The 16189-nt window shown below is 69.9% G+C and carries 13 protein-coding genes; 5 read left to right on the plus strand and 8 right to left on the minus strand.

Annotated features, from left to right (window positions below):
- Position 1 precedes the first annotated feature (1 nt).
- From A2790_RS18310 to A2790_RS18320, 3 genes are read right to left on the minus strand one after another with little or no spacing between them, the layout of a single operon-like run.
- Positions 2–1291 (minus strand): HlyC/CorC family transporter, encoded by a 1290-nt coding sequence (locus tag A2790_RS18310; RefSeq protein WP_293394599.1) that lies wholly within the window; start codon positions 1289–1291, stop codon positions 2–4.
- Positions 1288–2400 (minus strand): 3-dehydroquinate synthase, encoded by a 1113-nt coding sequence (gene aroB, locus A2790_RS18315; RefSeq protein ID WP_293394602.1) that lies wholly within the window; start codon positions 2398–2400, stop codon positions 1288–1290. The genes A2790_RS18310 and aroB overlap by 4 nt, the downstream gene beginning before the upstream one ends.
- Positions 2397–2945, minus strand: coding sequence for a shikimate kinase (locus A2790_RS18320; RefSeq protein ID WP_293394605.1), 549 nt, complete (start codon positions 2943–2945; stop codon positions 2397–2399). Before A2790_RS18320 ends, aroB begins: the two co-directional genes overlap by 4 nt.
- Before the next feature lie 68 nt (positions 2946–3013).
- Between A2790_RS18320 and A2790_RS18325 the strand changes: the two genes are divergently transcribed.
- Together A2790_RS18325 and A2790_RS18330 are read left to right on the plus strand one after the other, a co-directional pair.
- A complete protein-coding gene (locus A2790_RS18325) occupies positions 3014–4207 on the plus strand; it encodes a hypothetical protein (RefSeq protein WP_293394608.1) in 1194 nt (397 codons plus the stop codon).
- On the plus strand, positions 4204–5121 hold the full coding sequence (locus A2790_RS18330; protein ID WP_293394611.1) for a site-specific tyrosine recombinase XerD: 918 nt from the start codon (positions 4204–4206) through the stop codon (positions 5119–5121). The genes A2790_RS18325 and A2790_RS18330 overlap by 4 nt, the downstream gene beginning before the upstream one ends.
- 147 nt (positions 5122–5268) lie before the next feature.
- Here A2790_RS18330 and A2790_RS18335 read toward each other — a convergent pair whose 3' ends face one another.
- On the minus strand, positions 5269–6057 hold the full coding sequence (locus A2790_RS18335; RefSeq protein ID WP_293394614.1) for a glycine zipper 2TM domain-containing protein: 789 nt from the start codon (positions 6055–6057) through the stop codon (positions 5269–5271).
- 160 nt (positions 6058–6217) lie between these two features.
- On the opposite strand from A2790_RS18335, the gene A2790_RS18340 reads away from it, so the two are divergent.
- Positions 6218–7177, plus strand: a complete 960-nt coding sequence (locus tag A2790_RS18340; protein ID WP_293394617.1) for an acetyl-CoA carboxylase carboxyltransferase subunit alpha — start codon at positions 6218–6220, stop codon at positions 7175–7177.
- Positions 7178–7256: 79 nt separating this feature from the next.
- Positions 7257–8258, plus strand: coding sequence for a nitronate monooxygenase family protein (locus tag A2790_RS18345; RefSeq protein WP_293394620.1), 1002 nt, complete (start codon positions 7257–7259; stop codon positions 8256–8258).
- Positions 8259–8365: 107 nt separating this feature from the next.
- Here the strand turns inward: A2790_RS18345 and A2790_RS18350 are convergent, their stop codons facing one another.
- The 4 genes from A2790_RS18350 to A2790_RS18365 form a co-directional block, all read right to left on the minus strand.
- Entirely contained in the window at positions 8366–11332 is a 2967-nt protein-coding gene (locus A2790_RS18350) for a TonB-dependent receptor (protein WP_293394623.1), read from the minus strand.
- Positions 11333–11651: 319 nt separating this feature from the next.
- The gene (locus A2790_RS18355) at positions 11652–12659 is read right to left on the minus strand and encodes a beta-eliminating lyase-related protein (RefSeq protein WP_293394626.1); all 1008 of its coding nucleotides are present in this window, start codon (positions 12657–12659) and stop codon (positions 11652–11654) included.
- Between the two features lie 74 nt (positions 12660–12733).
- Positions 12734–13885, minus strand: a complete 1152-nt coding sequence (locus A2790_RS18360; RefSeq protein ID WP_293394629.1) for an epoxide hydrolase family protein — start codon at positions 13883–13885, stop codon at positions 12734–12736.
- A 52-nt stretch (positions 13886–13937) separates the two neighbouring features.
- The gene (locus A2790_RS18365; RefSeq protein ID WP_293394632.1) at positions 13938–14537 is read right to left on the minus strand and encodes a TetR/AcrR family transcriptional regulator; all 600 of its coding nucleotides are present in this window, start codon (positions 14535–14537) and stop codon (positions 13938–13940) included.
- A gap of 95 nt (positions 14538–14632) precedes the next feature.
- Between A2790_RS18365 and A2790_RS18370 the strand changes: the two genes are divergently transcribed.
- Positions 14633–16027, plus strand: coding sequence for a carotenoid oxygenase family protein (locus A2790_RS18370; RefSeq protein WP_293394635.1), 1395 nt, complete (start codon positions 14633–14635; stop codon positions 16025–16027).
- Positions 16028–16189: the final 162 nt, after the last annotated feature.

A 16189-nucleotide genomic window follows, 5' to 3' on the forward strand; every position in this document is an offset into this window, starting at 1 on the left:
CCTATTCGCCGTCGTCCTCGCGGGGCAGCGGCTCGACCTTCAGTGAGGTGATCCGGGCCCCCTTGCGGGCCTCCACCCGGAAGCGGTGGTGGTAGAAGGTGTAGGTCTGGCCGACCTCGGGGATCGCCTGGGCCTCGTGGATCAGCAGGCCGGCCACGGTCACCGCCTCGTCGTCGGGCAGGTTCCAGTTCATGGCGCGGTTCAGGTCGCGGATGGTGACCGAGCCCTCGACGATGACCCCGCCGCCGTCGGCCGGCTTGACGCCGGCGGCCACGACGTCGTGCTCGTCCTCGATCTCGCCGACGATCTCCTCGAGGATGTCCTCCAGCGTGACCAGGCCCTGCAGGCCGCCGTACTCGTCGACCACCAGGGCGAAGTGGTTCTGGCGTTTCAGGAACGCGGCGAGCTGGTCCTTGAGCGAGGTCGTCTCGGGGATGAACCAGGGCTCGCGCAGGATGGCGCCCACGTCCAGGTCGTCGATCCGGCCGTCGGCGTCGGTGATGGCGCGCAAGAGGTCCTTCACGTGGAGGACGCCCACCACGTTCTCGGGCTCGTCGCGGTAGATCGGCACGCGGCTGTGCTGGCTGGCCAGGGTCTCGGCCACGATCTCGCGGGCGCTGAGGCCGCCGTCCACGGTCTCCATCGAGCGGCGGTGGACCATGACCTCGGAGACGTCCATCTCGCCCAGGTCCAGCACCCCGCCCAGCATCCAGCGGTCGCGGGTCTCCACCAGGCCCTCGGAGTGGTGGTATTCCACCGCGCCGCGGATCTCCTCGTGAGCGGCCAGGACGTCGGTCCCGGCGTCCAGCTTGATCCCGAACGGGCGCAGGGTCAGGCGCACCACCCATTGGGCGCCGTCGGCCAGCGGGCCGAAGATGCGCACCACCCAGAAGGTCGGCACCGACAGGGTGCGGGCCACGTCGTCGGCGCGGGCGATGGCCAGGGTCTTGGGCAGGATCTCGGCGAAGATCACCACCAGCACGGTCATGACGCCGGTGGCGATCAGGGCGCCCAGCGGGCCGGGGAAGGCCACGGACAGGACGCTGGTGGTCAGGGCCGAAGCGCCGATGTTGATGACGTTGTTGGCCAGGAGGATGGCCCCGATCATCGTTTCCTGGTTGCCCAGCAGGCGGTTGATCCGCCGTGCGGCGCGATCGCCCTCCCGCTCCAGCTGGTGCAGCCGGCCGCGGCTGGCGGCGGTCATGGAGGTCTCGGCGGCCGACAGGAGGGCCGAGAGCGTCAGCAGGAAGACCAGGGACGGCGCGAGGGCCGCGATGAGGGCGACGATCATCGGGTTGCGCCTTCCGCGATCAGGAAGTCGCGCACGGCGCCGGCGTCCACGTCACGGGCCACGAAGGCTTCGCCCAGGGCGCGCGCCAGGATGAAGGTCAGGCGGCCGGCCTCGGCCTTCTTGTCCTGGCCCATGTGGGCGACCAGGCGGTTCGCATCGAAGGGATGGCCCGCCACCTCCTGCAAGGTGGTGGGCAGGCCGGCGGCGGCGATGGCGCGGGTGGCGCGGACGGCGTCCTGCCCGCTGGCCAACCCTTGCGCGGCCGAGAAGCGGAACGCCAGCGCCATGCCGGCGCCGACCGCCTCGCCGTGCAGCAGGGCCTCGCCGTAGCCGGTCTCGGATTCCAGGGCGTGGCCGAAGGTGTGGCCGAGGTTCAGGAGCGCGCGGCGGCCCTGTTCCTTCTCGTCCTCGGCGACGATCTGCGCCTTCATCTGGACCGAGCGGGCCACGGCCTGGGACAGGGCGTCCGGATCGCGCGCGAGGACGGCCGCAACATTGGCCTCGAGCCACTCGAAGAAGGCCGGGTCGCCCAGGAGGCCGTACTTGACGATCTCGGCGTAGCCGGCGCGCATCTCGCGATCGGGCAGGGTGGAGAGGACCGACAGGTCGGCCAGCACCAGCTTCGGCTGGTGGAAGGCGCCCACCAGGTTCTTGCCCCGGGGCGTGTCGATGGCGGTCTTACCGCCGACCGAGGAGTCGACCTGGGCCAGGAGGGTGGTGGGGATCTGCACGAAGTCGATACCGCGCTTGTAGATCGCCGCCGCGAACCCGGCGAGGTCGCCGACCACGCCGCCGCCGAAGGCCGTGACGATGTCGCCGCGGTCCAGCTCCAGGGCCAGCAGCCGGTCGCAGACGTCGGCCAGCCCCTCGAAGCTCTTGGTCTGCTCGCCCGGCGGGACGATCACCGGCAGGGCGGTGATGCCCGCGGCGGCCAGGGCGGCGGTGAGCCGTTCGCCGTGCAGGCGCCAGACGGTCTCGTCGGACACCACCGCCGTGCGGCCGCGCGTCTGGAACGGGGCGATGAGGCGGCCGGCGACGTCCAGCAGGCCCTGGCCCACCACGACGTCATAGGTCCGCTCGCCGAGCCCCACGGGTACGGTGAGGCTCATTCGCAGGTCTCGCCCAGATATTTCGACATGGCCTCGATCACCTGGCCCACGGCGATGTGATGGGCGGTGTCGCCCGTCTCCACTGTGATGTCGGCCTCGGCGTAGATGGGATAGCGGACCTCGGCCTGGGCGCGCAGGACGTCCATGGGATCCTTGCCAGCGAGCAGCGGGCGGCTGTCCTTGCGGCCGACGCGGCGGGCCAGCACCTCCAGGTCCGCCTTCAGCCAGATCGAGATGGCGTGCGCCTTGATGAGCGCCCGGGTCTCGGCGTTCATGAACGCCCCGCCGCCGGTGGCCAGCACATGGGGCGGCCCCTCCAGCAGGCGGGCGATCACCCGGCGCTCGCCGTCGCGGAACGCGGGCTCGCCCAGCTCGGCGAAAATTTCGGGAATGGAGCGTCCGGCCGCGGCCTCGACCTCGGCGTCGGCATCGCGGAACGGCAGGCTCAGGGCGTTGGCCAAACGGCGGCCCACGCTCGACTTGCCGACGCCCATGAGGCCCACAAGCGCGATAGTCCGACGGCGGAGCGGTTCGTAGCGGTCCATGAACGGCGCAGCCTTTACACGACCCTGCCCCCTCGCGCCAACGTGCCTGCGTGGGTAAGCTGGCGGCCATGTCTCGTATCGCCCTCATCGCAAGCCTCCTGATCCTGGCGGCGGCGCCCGCCCACGCCCAGGTGGAGGTCGTCCAACTTGCCGCCCCCGACGCCTTTTCGACGCCTGGCCGGGATACCGGCCTGCCCGCCGATCTATGGAGCGGCACGCCCATCGAGACCGCGCGGACCGTGCTGCCCATGCTGGCGTCCAAGCCGCTCTCGCCCGCCGCCGCCTCTCTGGCGCGGCGCGTGCTGGCGACCGGCGCGCGAGGGCCGGACGGGTCGGCGGACGACGAAGCCCTGACCGGGGCGCGGGCCGGCGCCCTGATCGCCCTGGGCGACGGGGCCGCGGCCAGCCGCATCCTCGATCGGGCCGCGGGCATGGGGCGCAGCGCCGTCCTCTCGCAGGCGGCGGCCGAGGCGGCCCTGCTGGCCGGCGACAACGCCCGGGCCTGTTCCATCGCCGAGGGGCTATCGGCCGGCCGGGGCGAACCCTACTGGCTGCGGCTGCGCGCGTTCTGCCAGGTCGAGGCGGGGCAGGGGGCGCAGGCCCAGCTTACCTTCGACCTCGCCCAGGCCCAGGCGCGGGACGCCGTCTATGGCCGGCTGATGGCCGCCAAGCTGTCGGGGACCGCGCCGGGCGCGGCCTCGCTGCGCAACGGCCTGGACCTGGCCTTGTCGAAGAGCCTGGCGCTGGACCTCACGGCGGCCAAACCCGGTCCCGCGGTGGCCGCAGCGCTTTCGGGCGCGGAGCCGGCGGCGCCCGCCTTCGACGTGACGGTCATCGATGGCCAGATCGGCGGCCTGGCCCAGGCGGTGGTGTCGGGCCTGCCGCCCGAGGGCGGGGTCTCGGCGCTGATCGCGGCCGCCGCCGAGGCGACCGACCCCAAGTCCAAGCCGCGGCTGCAGGCGGCGGCGCTGTTGCTGGCGGCGCTGGCCAACGATCTGCCGGGGCCGGACCGGGCCCGGATCTCGGCTCTGCCCGTGCCCGAGGGCAAGGCGCCGGCCGGCCGAAACCTGGCGCTGGAGGCCGCCGCCGACAGCCGGCGGGTGGGCGAGGCCGCCCTGCTGGCGCTGTGGACCTGCGCCGACGCGGGGGCGGCCGGCCCGGCCCTGGGCGACCGCGTCCGCATCGTCCGCACCCTGATCCGCGCCGGCCTGGCCGACGATGCCCGCCTCTTCGTGCTCGAGGGCCTGGCAGGCCTGAAATGAGCGCGAAGGGGGCCGACTGGGCCGAGGCCTTCCTCGAGATGATGGCGGTCGAACGGGCCGCCGCGCGCAACACCCTGTCGGCCTATTCCCGCGACCTGACCGACGCCGGCCAGTTTCTGGCGGGGCGTGGACGTGGCCTGGCGGACGCCTCGGCCGAGGACGTGGAGGCCTATTTCGCCGACCTGGGCGCGCGGGGCCTGTCGCCCGCCACGGCGGCCCGGCGGCGAGCGGCGGTGCGGCAGTTCTACCGGTTCGTCCTGGGCGAGGGCTGGCGGAACGACGACCCCTCGCGCCGGGTGGAGGCGCCGAAGAAGGGCCGGCCGCTGCCCAAGGTGCTGAGCCGCGAGGAGATGGACCGCCTGATCGGCGCGGCGTCGGCCCGCGACGGGGCGCAGGGGCTGCGCTTCGGCTGCATGGTGGAGCTGGCCTATGCCTCGGGCCTGCGGATCTCGGAGCTGACGGCCCTGCCGCTGGCGGCGCTGCAGCGGGACCCGGCCTATCTGATCGTCAGGGGAAAGGGCGGCAAGGAGCGGCTGGCGCCGCTGAACGATACGGCGCGGGCGGCGGTGAAGGCCTATCTGGCGGCGCGACCGCATTTCCTGCCCAAGGGGGACAAGGCAAACCCCTGGCTATTCCCTTCGCGGAGCAAGGCCGGCCGCCTGACGCCGCGGCGGTTCGCCCAGGTGCTGGACGAGGCGGCCGCCGATGCCGGGATCGACCCGGCGCGGGTCAGCCCGCACGTGCTCCGCCACGCCTTCGCCACCCACCTGCTGGAGGGCGGAGCCGACCTGCGGGTCGTGCAGACGCTGCTGGGGCACGCCGATATCGCGACGACGCAGATCTATACGCACGTGGCGTCGGACCGCCTGCGGGAGGTGGTCCAGACGCGGCACCCGCTGGCGCGGAAGAAGTAGGCCTCACACCTCCCTGCGAAGGGAGGGTGGCCGGAGCGAAGCGAACGGTCGGGTGGGGAACTTGCGATCGGGCGCTGAGCCCGACCCGCATTCCCCACCCTGCCGCTTCGCGGTCTGTCCCTCCCCATTAAGGGAGGGACCTCCCGATCAGCCCGTGATGCGGTAGCGGCCGTCGCTGTCCGGGCAGACGCGGACGTAGCGGATGTCGCGGCCGTAGGCGTCGACGGGCGCCGGGGCCAGGCGGCAGCGCTGGCGCTGGTAATAATTCGTGTCGTAGGCCGACGAGTAGCGGGTGCGGCCTTCGCGGTACGGAACCGTGTCGTCGTACGAGAAGTAGGGTCCGCGATTGTCGCACTTGTAGTCGTTGTCGCGCGAGTTGCCGACCGCGCCGCCGATCACGGCGCCGGCCACGCCGCCCAGGACGGCGCCTTCGGTCCGTGCGCCGCGCGAGGCGACCTGGGACCCGAGCACCGCGCCGGCCAGGGCGCCAAGCACGCCGCCGGCCACGGTGTTGCCGTTGCCGCTCCGGGTGGTGCAGGGGACGTTGGTCGCCGAGGCGGGGCGGCCGTAATAGCCGGCGTAGGGCGGCGGCTCATTACGGGTCCAGTAGGTCTGGTCCCACACCGGGCGGGCGTACATCCGCGCATAGGCGCCGGAGCCATAGCGGCGGTCGTAGATCACCCGGGCGCGGTTCCACTCGGCGAGGCGGCGTTCATAGTCTCTACGCGCCTGACGATAGTCGCGGCGGGTCTCGCGATAGTCTTCGCGGCGCTCCTCGTATTGGGCGCGCTGGTCTTCGTATTGCGCGCGCTGGGCGTCGTAGGCCCGCTGTTCGCGGACATACTCGTCCGTCGGCCGGTACTGCTGGGCGACGGCGGGCATGGCGGTGGCGAGGGCCAGCGCCGAGGCCATTCCGATCTTTATGACGTTTTTCATCTCTAGCTCCTGGTCTCCTCGATCACGCCAAACGACTCCTGAGGCTTGACCGTTCCGTCGGACCGGAACCGGGCCCCATCCTCACCGCTTGTGACGGCGACGGTTCAGCCCTACTTTCCGCCGCTTCCCGAGGCGGCAGCCTCTTACGGACGGACGCCTGATGGCCGCGCACTACCTCGAGTTCGAGCGACCGATCGCCGACCTCGAAGCCAAGATCGAGGAACTCTCCAAGCTCTCGGAAACCGCCGGCGGCGGCGTGGAGGAGGAGCTGGAATCCCTGCGGGCGCGGGCGCAGGAGCTGCGCATCGAGGCCTATTCGAACCTCGACGCCTGGCAGAAGACGCAGGTGGCGCGCCATCCCGACCGGCCGCACTTCGTGGACTACGTCGGCGCCCTGATCGAGGAGTTCCAGGAACTGCGCGGCGACCGCAAGTTCGCCGACGACCAGGCGATCATGGGCGGCATCGGCCGGTTCCGAGGCCAGCCCGTGGTGATCATGGGCCACGAGAAGGGCCGCGACACCGTCACCCGCGTGAAGCACAACTTCGGCTATGCGCGCCCCGAGGGCTATCGCAAGGCCGTGCGCCTGTTCGAACTGGCCGAGCGGTTCAAGCTGCCGGTGATCAGCTTCGTCGACACGCCGGCCGCCTATCCGGGCATGGCGTCAGAGGAACGGGGCGTGGCCGAAGCCATCGCGCGCTCCACCGAGAAGGCGTTGATGCTGGAAGTGCCGATGGTGGCGGTGGTCACCGGCGAGGGCGGCTCGGGCGGGGCGCTGGGAATCGCCTGCGGCAGCCGGGTGCTGATCCTGGAGCACGCCATCTATTCAGTGATCCCGCCGGAGGGCGCCAATTCGATCCTGTGGCGCGGCGCGCGCACGCCGGGCGAGGCCGCCAAGGCGATGAAGATCACCGCCCAGGATCTCGTGAAGCTGAAGATCGTCGACCGGATCATCCCCGAGCCGGCGGGCGGCGCCCACTCCGACCCCGAAGCCGCCATGACCGCGGTGGGCGATGCGGTCGAGGAGGAGCTGAAGGCGCTGGAGGGGCTCTCGGCCGAGGAGCTGAAGACCAAGCGTGCCGAGCGCTTCTACGCCATCGGGCGCAGCGGCATCCAGTAAAGGCCCAAGCCCCCGCCGCTTGCTTGACGTGGGGTATGGGAGTTCAACTGCATCCGAACAATTGTTTGGGAGGATGCCAATGGCGCTCAGGACGCGCTTCACCGAGACTTTCGGGATCGAACATCCGGTCGTCCAGGGCGGGATGCAGTGGGTGGGCCGGGCCGAGCTGGTGGCCGCGGTGGCCAACGCCGGCGGCCTGGGCTTCATCACCGCCCTGACCCAGCCGACGCCCGACGACCTGCGCCGGGAGATCGAGAAGGCGCGCAAGCTGACCGACAAGCCGTTCGGCGTGAACCTGACCATCCTGCCGGCGATCACGCCGCCGCCGTACGCAGAGTACCGCCAGGCGATCATCGACATGGGCGTGAAGATCGTCGAGACGGCTGGCTACAAGCCGCAGGAGCACGTCGACCACTTCAAGGCCCATGGCGTGAAGGTGATCCACAAGTGCACCGCGGTCCGCCACGCGCTGTCGGCCGAACGGATGGGCGTGGACGCCATCTCCATCGACGGCCTTGAATGCGCCGGTCACCCGGGCGAGGACGACGTGGGCGGCCTGATCCTGATCCCGGCCGCGGCCGACAAGGTGAAGATCCCGATGATCGCCTCGGGCGGCTTCGGCGATGCGCGCGGCCTGGTGGCGGCCCTGGCCCTCGGGGCGGAGGGCGTCAACATGGGCACCCGTTTCATGGCCACGGTCGAGAGCCCGATCCACCAGAAGGTGAAGGAGCAGATCGTCGCCAACGACGAGCGCCAGACCAACCTGATCTTCCGGACCATGCACAACACCGCCCGCGTGGCGAAGAACGCGGTCTCGGACGAAGTGGTGCGGATCGAGCGGGCCGGCGGCGCCAAGTTCGAGGACGTGAAGGACCTGGTGGCCGGCGCCCGCGGCAAGGTGGTCTACGAGGCCGGGGACCCGGACTACGGCATCTGGTCGGCGGGCCAAGTCCAGGGCCTCATCCACGACATCCCCACCTGCGCCGAGCTGATCCATCGCATCGTGCGCGAGGCCGAGGAGATCATCACGGGCCGGCTGGCCGGCGCGGTCGTGAAGAAGTCGCTGCAGCCGGCGGAATAGCCGCCGCCACAGCGCCGAAAACAAGAGAGCCGCCGGGTCGCCCCGGCGGCTCTTTCGCTATCAGGTCGCCGCAAAGGCCGGGACCCGAAGGCCCCGGCCAATCCGACTTAGAAGTTCATGTTCGCGCCGATGAAGAAGAACCGGCCGCGGTTGTCGTACTGCGACGCGCCGACGCCCGTCCCGGTGAAGATCTGGTTGTCCGAGATCTTCGGCGGATAGCGGTCGAACACGTTGATGATGCCGGCCCGCAGGGACAGCTCGTCGCTGTACTTGTAGGACACGCGCATATCATGCCGGTAGTAGTCGCCCGTGTAGTACGGGTCGAGCTGGCTCGGCTGGAACGCGTTGTTCGCGATCATGGAGTCGATCCAGAGCGTGCTCCAGGTCAGCGAGAGCTTGTCCTTGGTCCAGCGGACAGAGCCGGTGGCCCGCCACTCCGGCGTCGCGTTGTTGATCGTGTTCGCGAGCTGGGTGAACGCCTGGCCGGGAAGGCCCTGCAGCTGGAACTGGTACATCCACGTCGCGTCCAGGCGCATCGCGATGTCACCGTAGTCCTGGCCGAACAGGTCCTCGGTCCGGAAGCCGTAGGCGATCGAGTAGTCGTAGCCTTCGACCTTCACCTTGGCCACGTTCTGCTGGACCAAGACGACCTCGGACACGCCGCCGACGATGCCGCTGCCGCCCGTCCCGGTGGGGTCACGGCGGATTTGGGCGCAGTACGGGTTGGAGGCGTACGCGGTGGTCGCGTCGTCGTAGCAGAGCTGGTTGAACAGCGTGTTGATCGGGATCGTGCCGACCTGACCGTCGATGTTGTACTTGAAGAAGTCCACCGAGATCTGGAGGCCCGGGATCCACCGCGGCTGGACCACGACACCGTATTGGTAGGTGTGCGCGGTTTCCGGCCCGAGGTCGGGGTTGCCGCCCTGGAGGAGCGCCAGAGACGGACGTCCCGCGCCGAAGTTCGACTGGAAGGTCGCCGAGTTCCATCCGGGGATGGCCGCGGCGCAGGTGACGCGACGGGCAGCCTGTTGGGCCGCCGTGGCGCCCGCGAAGACCGCTGCATCGCAGGGGTCCGTCGCGGTGGTGGTGAAGTTCCGGCTCTGCGGCGAGAACAGCTCGATGATGTTCGGCGCGCGCACCGCGGTGGACTCGCTGGCCCGGAAGCGGATGTCGCGGACCGGCGCCCAGGTGGCCGCGATCCGGTATTGATCCGTGCCGCCGATCGTCGAGTAGTCGGAGACGCGGCCAGCCAGTTCGACGCTGAGCTCTTCGGCGAACGGCACGTCCTTCAGGATGGGGATCCGGACTTCGCCGTAGGCTTCCTTCACGTTGTAGGAACCCTCGCGGGTGCCGATCGCGTTGAAGAACAGCGCGCCGGAGGCGCCCAGGGCGTCCTGCTCGAAGAAGCTCGTTTCCTTGCGGTACTCGGCGCCGAACGCCACGCCCACCGGGCCGGCCGGGAGTTCGAACAGCTCGGTGGCGAAGTTCAGGCCCGCCACCGTCTGGGTGATCTTCTGGTCGGTCGTCGAGTTGGCGTTGGTGAACAGGATGGCTTCGCGCGACGGGCCGTTGACGAGGTCCCAGGGCGTGCAGCCCGCGGCCCGGGCCGCCGCGTCACGACACACCACCTGGCCATTCAGCATCACGGCATCGGTCGCCTGCTGGACGCGGGCGACGTTCGGCACGTTGTAGGAGATCGTCGTGCCGTCCAGCCGCGAATACTGGACGTAGCCGTCCATGTTCACTTGCCGCCCGAACGTCTCGAACTGACCCTCGATGCCGCCGGCGATGCGGTACTGTTCCCGCTCGGTCTTCACGTCGCGGCCGCCGAATTCGACGAACTGCTTGCCGACGTTCGCGGTCGAACCCTGGGTGAGGGTCTTGCCGGCCGCCAGCCATTCAGCGCGCAGCGCGGCGGCCGTGGCGCCCGGACCATTCAGGTAGGCGTTATCGCCACGCAGCACGAGCGGCATGGTGCCGCCGCCGGCCGCGTTCGAGAATGCCGGGCCGAAGATGCCGTAGCCGCTGACCTTCACGTAGGAAGCATCGACGAACGCCTTGAAGGTGTCCGTGATCTTGTAGTCCATGTAGGTGCGCAGAACGCCCCGGTTCGCCTTGCCCTGCAGCGCGCTGAAGACGTTGCTGTAGGTGAGCGCTTCGTCCTGGCAGTTGGGCTGAACGGTCTGGGTCGAGCAGGCGGGCGACAGGCGCACGACTTGCGTGGGGTTGCGGGCGTCCAGCGTCACGGCGCGCGCCGTGCCCACCACGTTGCCGCCGATCAGCTGGAAGGTCGCCGTCGTGTTGCTGTTGGTGCGCGAGTTGGGGATGATGGGCTGGGGATTGACGCCGGGGGCGTTGTTCCGGCGGAAGCCCGGGTAGAGCTGGTCCCGGTCGCGCTGCATGATCTTGTCGAGCGTGGCGTATTCACCGCCGACCAGCACGTTCAGCCGGTCATCGAAGAACTTCTTGCCCCAGTTGAAGCCGGCGCGGAATTCCTCGCCGTCGTTCTCCTCGGTGATGCCGCCCTGGATGTCGAGCTCGAGGCCTTCGTGCTCCTTCTTCATGATGAAGTTGACGACGCCGGCGATGGCTTCCGAGCCATACACCGCGGAGACACCGCCGGGCACCGTCTCGATCCGTTCCACCATCAGCGAGGGAATGGTGTTGAGGTCGACGGCAGGCGACGAGGCGTCGGAGAACGGCAGGCGACGGTTGTCCATCAGCACCAGGGTGCGGGTGGCGCCGAGGCCGCGGATGTCAGCGCGCGCCTGACCCGCCAGGAACAGCGTACCCGAGGTGGTCTGCGCGTTCTGGTTCGGGTTGATCGACGGCTGATCCAGGAGAATGTCGCCGATCGAAGTCTGGCCGGACTCCCGGATGGCTTCCGCGCTGACGACCGCGAGCGGCTGCGGCGCGCTGAAGGTGTCGCGGCGGATGCGCGAGCCGGTGACGACGATTTCGCCGACGTCGACGCCTTCGCCGGCGTCCTGCGCCTGGGCGATGGTGGGCATGGCGAGCAGGGTTGCGGAGGCAGCGGCTGACGCGAGCAGCGCGCTTCGAAGCTTCGTGTTCATTTGGACTTTCATTCTTGCGGCCCCCCGGCCTGGAAACGGGTTACGTGGAGGGCGCCAGGCGATGCCGACGCTTGTTCCCTCGGGCGCACAGCTCTCCTCGCGTCGACGCGGCTTCACGTCGATGGCTGACGAACCCTGCACCTGAGGGTGGTCTCGATAGCTGTCACGCACGTGTCACGCGGGCAACGAAAAGCGGCCGCAGTTACGACGAACGGTCGGGTAACATTACGGATTTTCCACGATTTGCGGCTTCGGCGCCACACATCGCCCGGTTGCGGCAAGGCCATGCCCCGGTCGGACAGACTCCCGGCCGACCGATTTAGGCAATGCTGCGTAGGGTCTCGGCGATTTCGTCCACCGAATCCTCGGTGGTGGCCCAGGAGCACATGAAGCGGACCGAGCCGTCGAGGAAGCGGTAGACGAACCAGCCCGCGGCGTGGAGCGCCGCCAGCCGCGCCTCGTCCATCTCGACGAAAACCGCATTCGCCTCAACGGGATGGATGACGCGGAACGGCATCCTGTCCGCGAGGCGGCGGGCCATGGCGTTGGCGTGCGCCGCGTGCCGGATCAGGGCGTGGCCGGCCAGCATGCCGATGAAGGGCGCGGCGTAGAACCGGCCCTTCGAAGGAAGCTGGCCGGATTGTTTCAGCCGTGCGTCAAAGCGGCGGGCGATGTTGCGGTCGAAGATCACCACGGCTTCGGTCGGCGGCATGCCGGCCTTGGTCCCACCCACCACCAGGATGTCGACGCCCAGGCCGGCGATGGCCCTGAGGTCGAAGCCGGCGGCGGCGGCGTTGGCCAGGCGCGCGCCGTCCAGGTGCACGCCATAGCCCTTGGCCTTCACCGGGCCGATCAGGGCGCGCAGGTCGCCCTCCGTGTAGACCGTGCCGTACTCGGTGGCGTTGGTGATCGACAGGGCGGCGGGAGACTGGCGGTGCGAAACGTCGGGGGCGTTCAGCGGTCCGGCGAGGGCGGCTGGATCGATCTTGCCCGAGGCTCCCGGGAGGCCGAAGAGCCCCAGGCCGTGGCCGAAGAGGCCTGGGGCGCCGGTCTCATCCGTGCAGATGTGGGCGTGCTCGTGCGCCAGCACCGCCTCGAACGGCCGGCAGAGGGCGCCGATGGAGATCGCGTTGGCGGCCGTGCCGGAGGCCACGAACCGCACCTCGGCGTCGGCGTCCAGGGTCTCCCGCAACAGGTCCGCGGCGCGGGCGCTCACGGGGTCGCTGCCGTAGCCCGACGTGAAGCCGGTGTTCGCCGCGACGATCGCCTCCATCGCTTCGGGCGTGGCGGGGGCGGTGTTGTCCGAAGCGAAGTCGTAGCGGGCCATGGGCGGGCTTCTACGGTTCCCGCCGCGCAGCGGCCAGACCCGATGTCAAACCTGCCGAACGCGCCGTCGGCGCGTCAGCCGTGCTCGCGGGCCCAGGCCTGGACGTCGGCGACGAAGAGGTCGGGTTCCTCCATGGCGGCGAAGTGGCCGCCGCGGGGCTGGTCGGTCCAGCGGACGATGTTGTAGGCGCGCTCGGCGAAGGCGCGGGGCGGGGCGGAATAGAGCGGCTCGCCCGGGAAATTGGCGAAGGCGGTGGGGGTCTCGACCCGCTCGCCGGCCGCCAGCGCGAGACCGCCCTCTTCCACCATGCCGCGGTAGTACCAGGCGCCGGAGGTGAAGCTGCCGGTCATCACATAGAGCATGATGTTGGTGAGCAGGCGGTCCTTGGGATGGGCCTCGTCCAGGGTCTTGGCCCGCAGGTCCGACCAGTCGTGGAAGCGCTCGGCGATCCAGGCGGCCTGGCCCACGGGATTGCCGGCGCCCATCCAGGCGATGGACTGGGGCTTGGAGACCTGCAGCCGGAAATAGGCGCCCATCATGTCCATGGCGGCGGCCTGCTTCTGGGCCCAGGCGATCTCGGCCTCGCTCGTCGGGCCCCCGTGCGGCCGGAAGCCCAGCATGTTGAGATGGATGGCCCGAGCGCTGGCCCCGTGCTCGCGGCCGAGCCAGGAGGTGACCATGGCGCCCCAGTCCCCGCCCTGGGCGAGATAGCTGCGATAGCCCAGCACCTCGGTCATCAGGGTGTTGAACAGGCGCGCGGTGGTGCGCTGGCCGATGGGCCGGGCGGGCTTGGAGGAGAAGCCGAAGCCGGGGAGAGAGGGGACCACCAGGTCGAAGGCGTCGGCCGCATCGCCGCCGAAGCGCGACGGGAAGGCCAGCTTCTCGATCGACTGCCAGAACTCGTAGTGGGAGCCCGGCCAGCCGTGCGTCACCAGGAGCGGCCGCTTGCCGCCAGCCCCGCCCACCACGTGGAGGAAGTGGAGATCGAACTCCTCGACCCGGGCGGTGAACTGCGGGAAGCGGTTGAGGTCGGCCACCGCGGCGCGCCAGTCGTAGGCGGCGGTCCAGTGGTCGCAGAGCCCCTTCAGGTAGGCGCCGTCGCAGCCGTAGGCCCAGCCGTCGGGGACGTCCGGCGCCGGCGGCCAAGGGTAGGCGCGGACCTGGTCCAGCACGCGGCCGACCTCGGCCTCGGTCCAGGTCACTTCAAAGGGTCTGATGTCCGCCACGCCCGCCTCCCGCTGATTGCCGGGCATGGTCGCAGGTTTCCCTGAAGGGCCGTCAAGCGCCGGGCTTGAGGCCCTTGGCCAGGGTGGCGCTGATCTGGTGGTGCAGGTCGCGGGCGGCGCCGGCGGGCAGCTTGCCGGCCATCTCCAGGACCACCACCCCGTGGGTCGCGGCCCAGAACATGGCGCCGATCTGCTCGGGATCGCCGGCCATCTCGCCGGCCTCGATCTGGTCCTTGACCCAAGCGGTCTGGGTCTCGTGGGCGCGGCGGCCGGCGTCCACTAGCTCGGGATACGCGTCGTCCATCGGCTGGTTCAGGTCGAACATCAGCTTGTAGGTGTGCGGGTGGTCGAAGGCGAAGCGGACATAGGCCTCGCCGACCGCCGCGGCCTTGGCCCGGGCGCTCTTGGCGCTGCCGCGCGCCGCCTCCAGCGCCTCCGCGAACCGGTTGAAGCCGTTGGCCCGCACGGCCGCCAGGATGTCGTCCTTGTCCTGGAAGTACCGGTAGGGGGTCATGGGCGAGACGCCCAGCGCCGAGGCCAGCTGGCGCATGGTGACCGCATCGGGCCCCTTCTCCGCGAACAGCCGCTCGGCGGCGGCGCACAGGCGCTCGCGGAAGTCGGCGACATCGGTCTCGGTCAGGACGCGCGGCATTCGACTCGGCTGCTGCAGAAAAGGCTTGCCAAGGGGTACGGCCTCCCGCATGAATTTACAACGTAAGTTACAACAAGCAAGTGGAGGCGACGACCATGGACGGCGATGTGCGCATCAATCCGTATCTGGCGGGGAACTTCGCCCCGATCCGGTCGGAAGACGACTTCGACCTGACGGTGAAGGGTGAGATTCCGCCGGGCCTGCGCGGCGCTTTGTTCCGCATCGGCCCGAACCCGCAGTTCGAGCCCCGGGACCCCAACCACCACTGGTTCGGCGGCGACGGCATGGTCCACGGCTTCTACGTGGCGGACGGCAAGGTCAGCTACCGCAACCGCTACGTCCGCACGCCCAAGTGGGAGCTGGAGCACGAGCACGGCCGCTCGCTGTTCGGCAGTTTCGGCAATCCGATGACCACCGACCCGCTGGCGATCGGCAACGAGGGCGGCGTGGCCAACACCAACATCGTCTGGCACGCCGGGAAGCTGCTGGCGCTGGAGGAGGGCCACCACCCCTTCGGCATGGACCCGCGGACCCTGGAGTCGAAGGGTTACGATCGCGAGTTCAAGGGCAAGGTCACCGCCCACCCGAAGCTCGACCCCAAGACGGGCGAGATGGTGTGGTTCGCCTATGGCGTCGGCCAGATGCCGCTGTCGGCGGGGATGAGCTATGGCGTCACGGACAAGGCCGGCCGGCTGGTGCGCCGCCAGGACTTCCAGGCGCCCTTCGCCTGCATGGTCCACGACTTCATGGTCACCGAGAACCACGCCCTGTTCCCGATCCTGCCGCTGACGGCCAGCCTGGAGCGGGCGATGAGCGGCAAGCCGGCGTTCGCCTGGGAGCCGGAGAAGGGCTCGTACGTGGGCGTCATGCGTCGGGATGCCGACGTCTCGACCATCCGCTGGTTCAACACCGAGGCCTGCTACGTCTTCCACCCGCTGAACAGCTGGGAGGAGGACGGCAAGATCTTCTGCGACGTGATGCGCTACGACGTGGCGCCGCTGTTCCCCAAGGCCGACGGCTCGCCGGGCGACAAGGCCGCGGCCCGGCTGGTGCGCTGGACCTTCGACCTGAACGACGCCTCGGACGCGATCAAGGAGACCCCGCTGGACGACCTGGACGGGGAGTTCCCGCGCGTCGATCCGCGGGTGGAGACGCTGAGGCACCGCCATGGCTGGTACGCCGCCGATCCGACCGGCAGCGGCACCATCAAGCAGTGCGCCATCGCCCATCTCGACCTGCAGACGGGCAAGCGGCAGGTCTATCAGCTGAACGGCGGGGACCTGACGTCCGAGCCGGTGTTCGTGCCCCGCTCGGCCGACGCTGCGGAGGGCGACGGCTGGCTCACCGCGGTGATCTGGCGGGCAGACGAGAACCGCTCGGACCTGGCGATCTTCGAAGCGCAGGACATCGAGAAAGGCCCCGTGGCCATCGCGGAGATGCCGCGCAGGATGCCGTTCGGCTTCCACGGCAACTGGGCGGCGATAGACTAGGATTATTGTGGACGTCGCTGCCGGGCTCTCCTCACCCGTAGGGGGAGGGGGACCATGCGCAGCATGGTGGAGCAACCATGTTTCAGGTGGTGGGCGTTGCGGACCATGGGTTGCCCCGTGCGAGCACCAGGTGGGCGGCTTCGATGAGCTTTCGCATGACGG

The sequence above is a fragment of the Phenylobacterium sp. RIFCSPHIGHO2_01_FULL_69_31 genome (assembly GCF_001824475.1).
In the GTDB taxonomy this organism is placed as follows: Bacteria; Pseudomonadota; Alphaproteobacteria; order Caulobacterales; family Caulobacteraceae; genus Phenylobacterium.

Excerpts from the sequence above, each read along its gene's own strand:
- A2790_RS18345 (WP_293394620.1), top strand. The coding sequence starts at position 7,257 with ATGGCGCTCAGGACGCGCTTCACCGAGACTTTCGGGATCGAACATCCG.
- A2790_RS18330 (WP_293394611.1), top strand. The coding sequence starts at position 4,204 with ATGAGCGCGAAGGGGGCCGACTGGGCCGAGGCCTTCCTCGAGATGATG.
- A2790_RS18370 (WP_293394635.1), top strand. The coding sequence starts at position 14,633 with ATGGACGGCGATGTGCGCATCAATCCGTATCTGGCGGGGAACTTCGCC.
- A2790_RS18320 (WP_293394605.1), bottom strand. The coding sequence starts at position 2,945 with ATGGACCGCTACGAACCGCTCCGCCGTCGGACTATCGCGCTTGTGGGC.
- A2790_RS18335 (WP_293394614.1), bottom strand. The coding sequence starts at position 6,057 with ATGAAAAACGTCATAAAGATCGGAATGGCCTCGGCGCTGGCCCTCGCC.
- A2790_RS18340 (WP_293394617.1), top strand. The coding sequence starts at position 6,218 with ATGGCCGCGCACTACCTCGAGTTCGAGCGACCGATCGCCGACCTCGAA.
- A2790_RS18350 (WP_293394623.1), bottom strand. The coding sequence starts at position 11,332 with ATGAACACGAAGCTTCGAAGCGCGCTGCTCGCGTCAGCCGCTGCCTCC.
- aroB (WP_293394602.1), bottom strand. The coding sequence starts at position 2,400 with ATGAGCCTCACCGTACCCGTGGGGCTCGGCGAGCGGACCTATGACGTC.
- A2790_RS18365 (WP_293394632.1), bottom strand. The coding sequence starts at position 14,537 with ATGCCGCGCGTCCTGACCGAGACCGATGTCGCCGACTTCCGCGAGCGC.
- A2790_RS18325 (WP_293394608.1), top strand. The coding sequence starts at position 3,014 with ATGTCTCGTATCGCCCTCATCGCAAGCCTCCTGATCCTGGCGGCGGCG.
- A2790_RS18310 (WP_293394599.1), bottom strand. The coding sequence starts at position 1,291 with ATGATCGTCGCCCTCATCGCGGCCCTCGCGCCGTCCCTGGTCTTCCTG.
- A2790_RS18355 (WP_293394626.1), bottom strand. The coding sequence starts at position 12,659 with ATGGCCCGCTACGACTTCGCTTCGGACAACACCGCCCCCGCCACGCCC.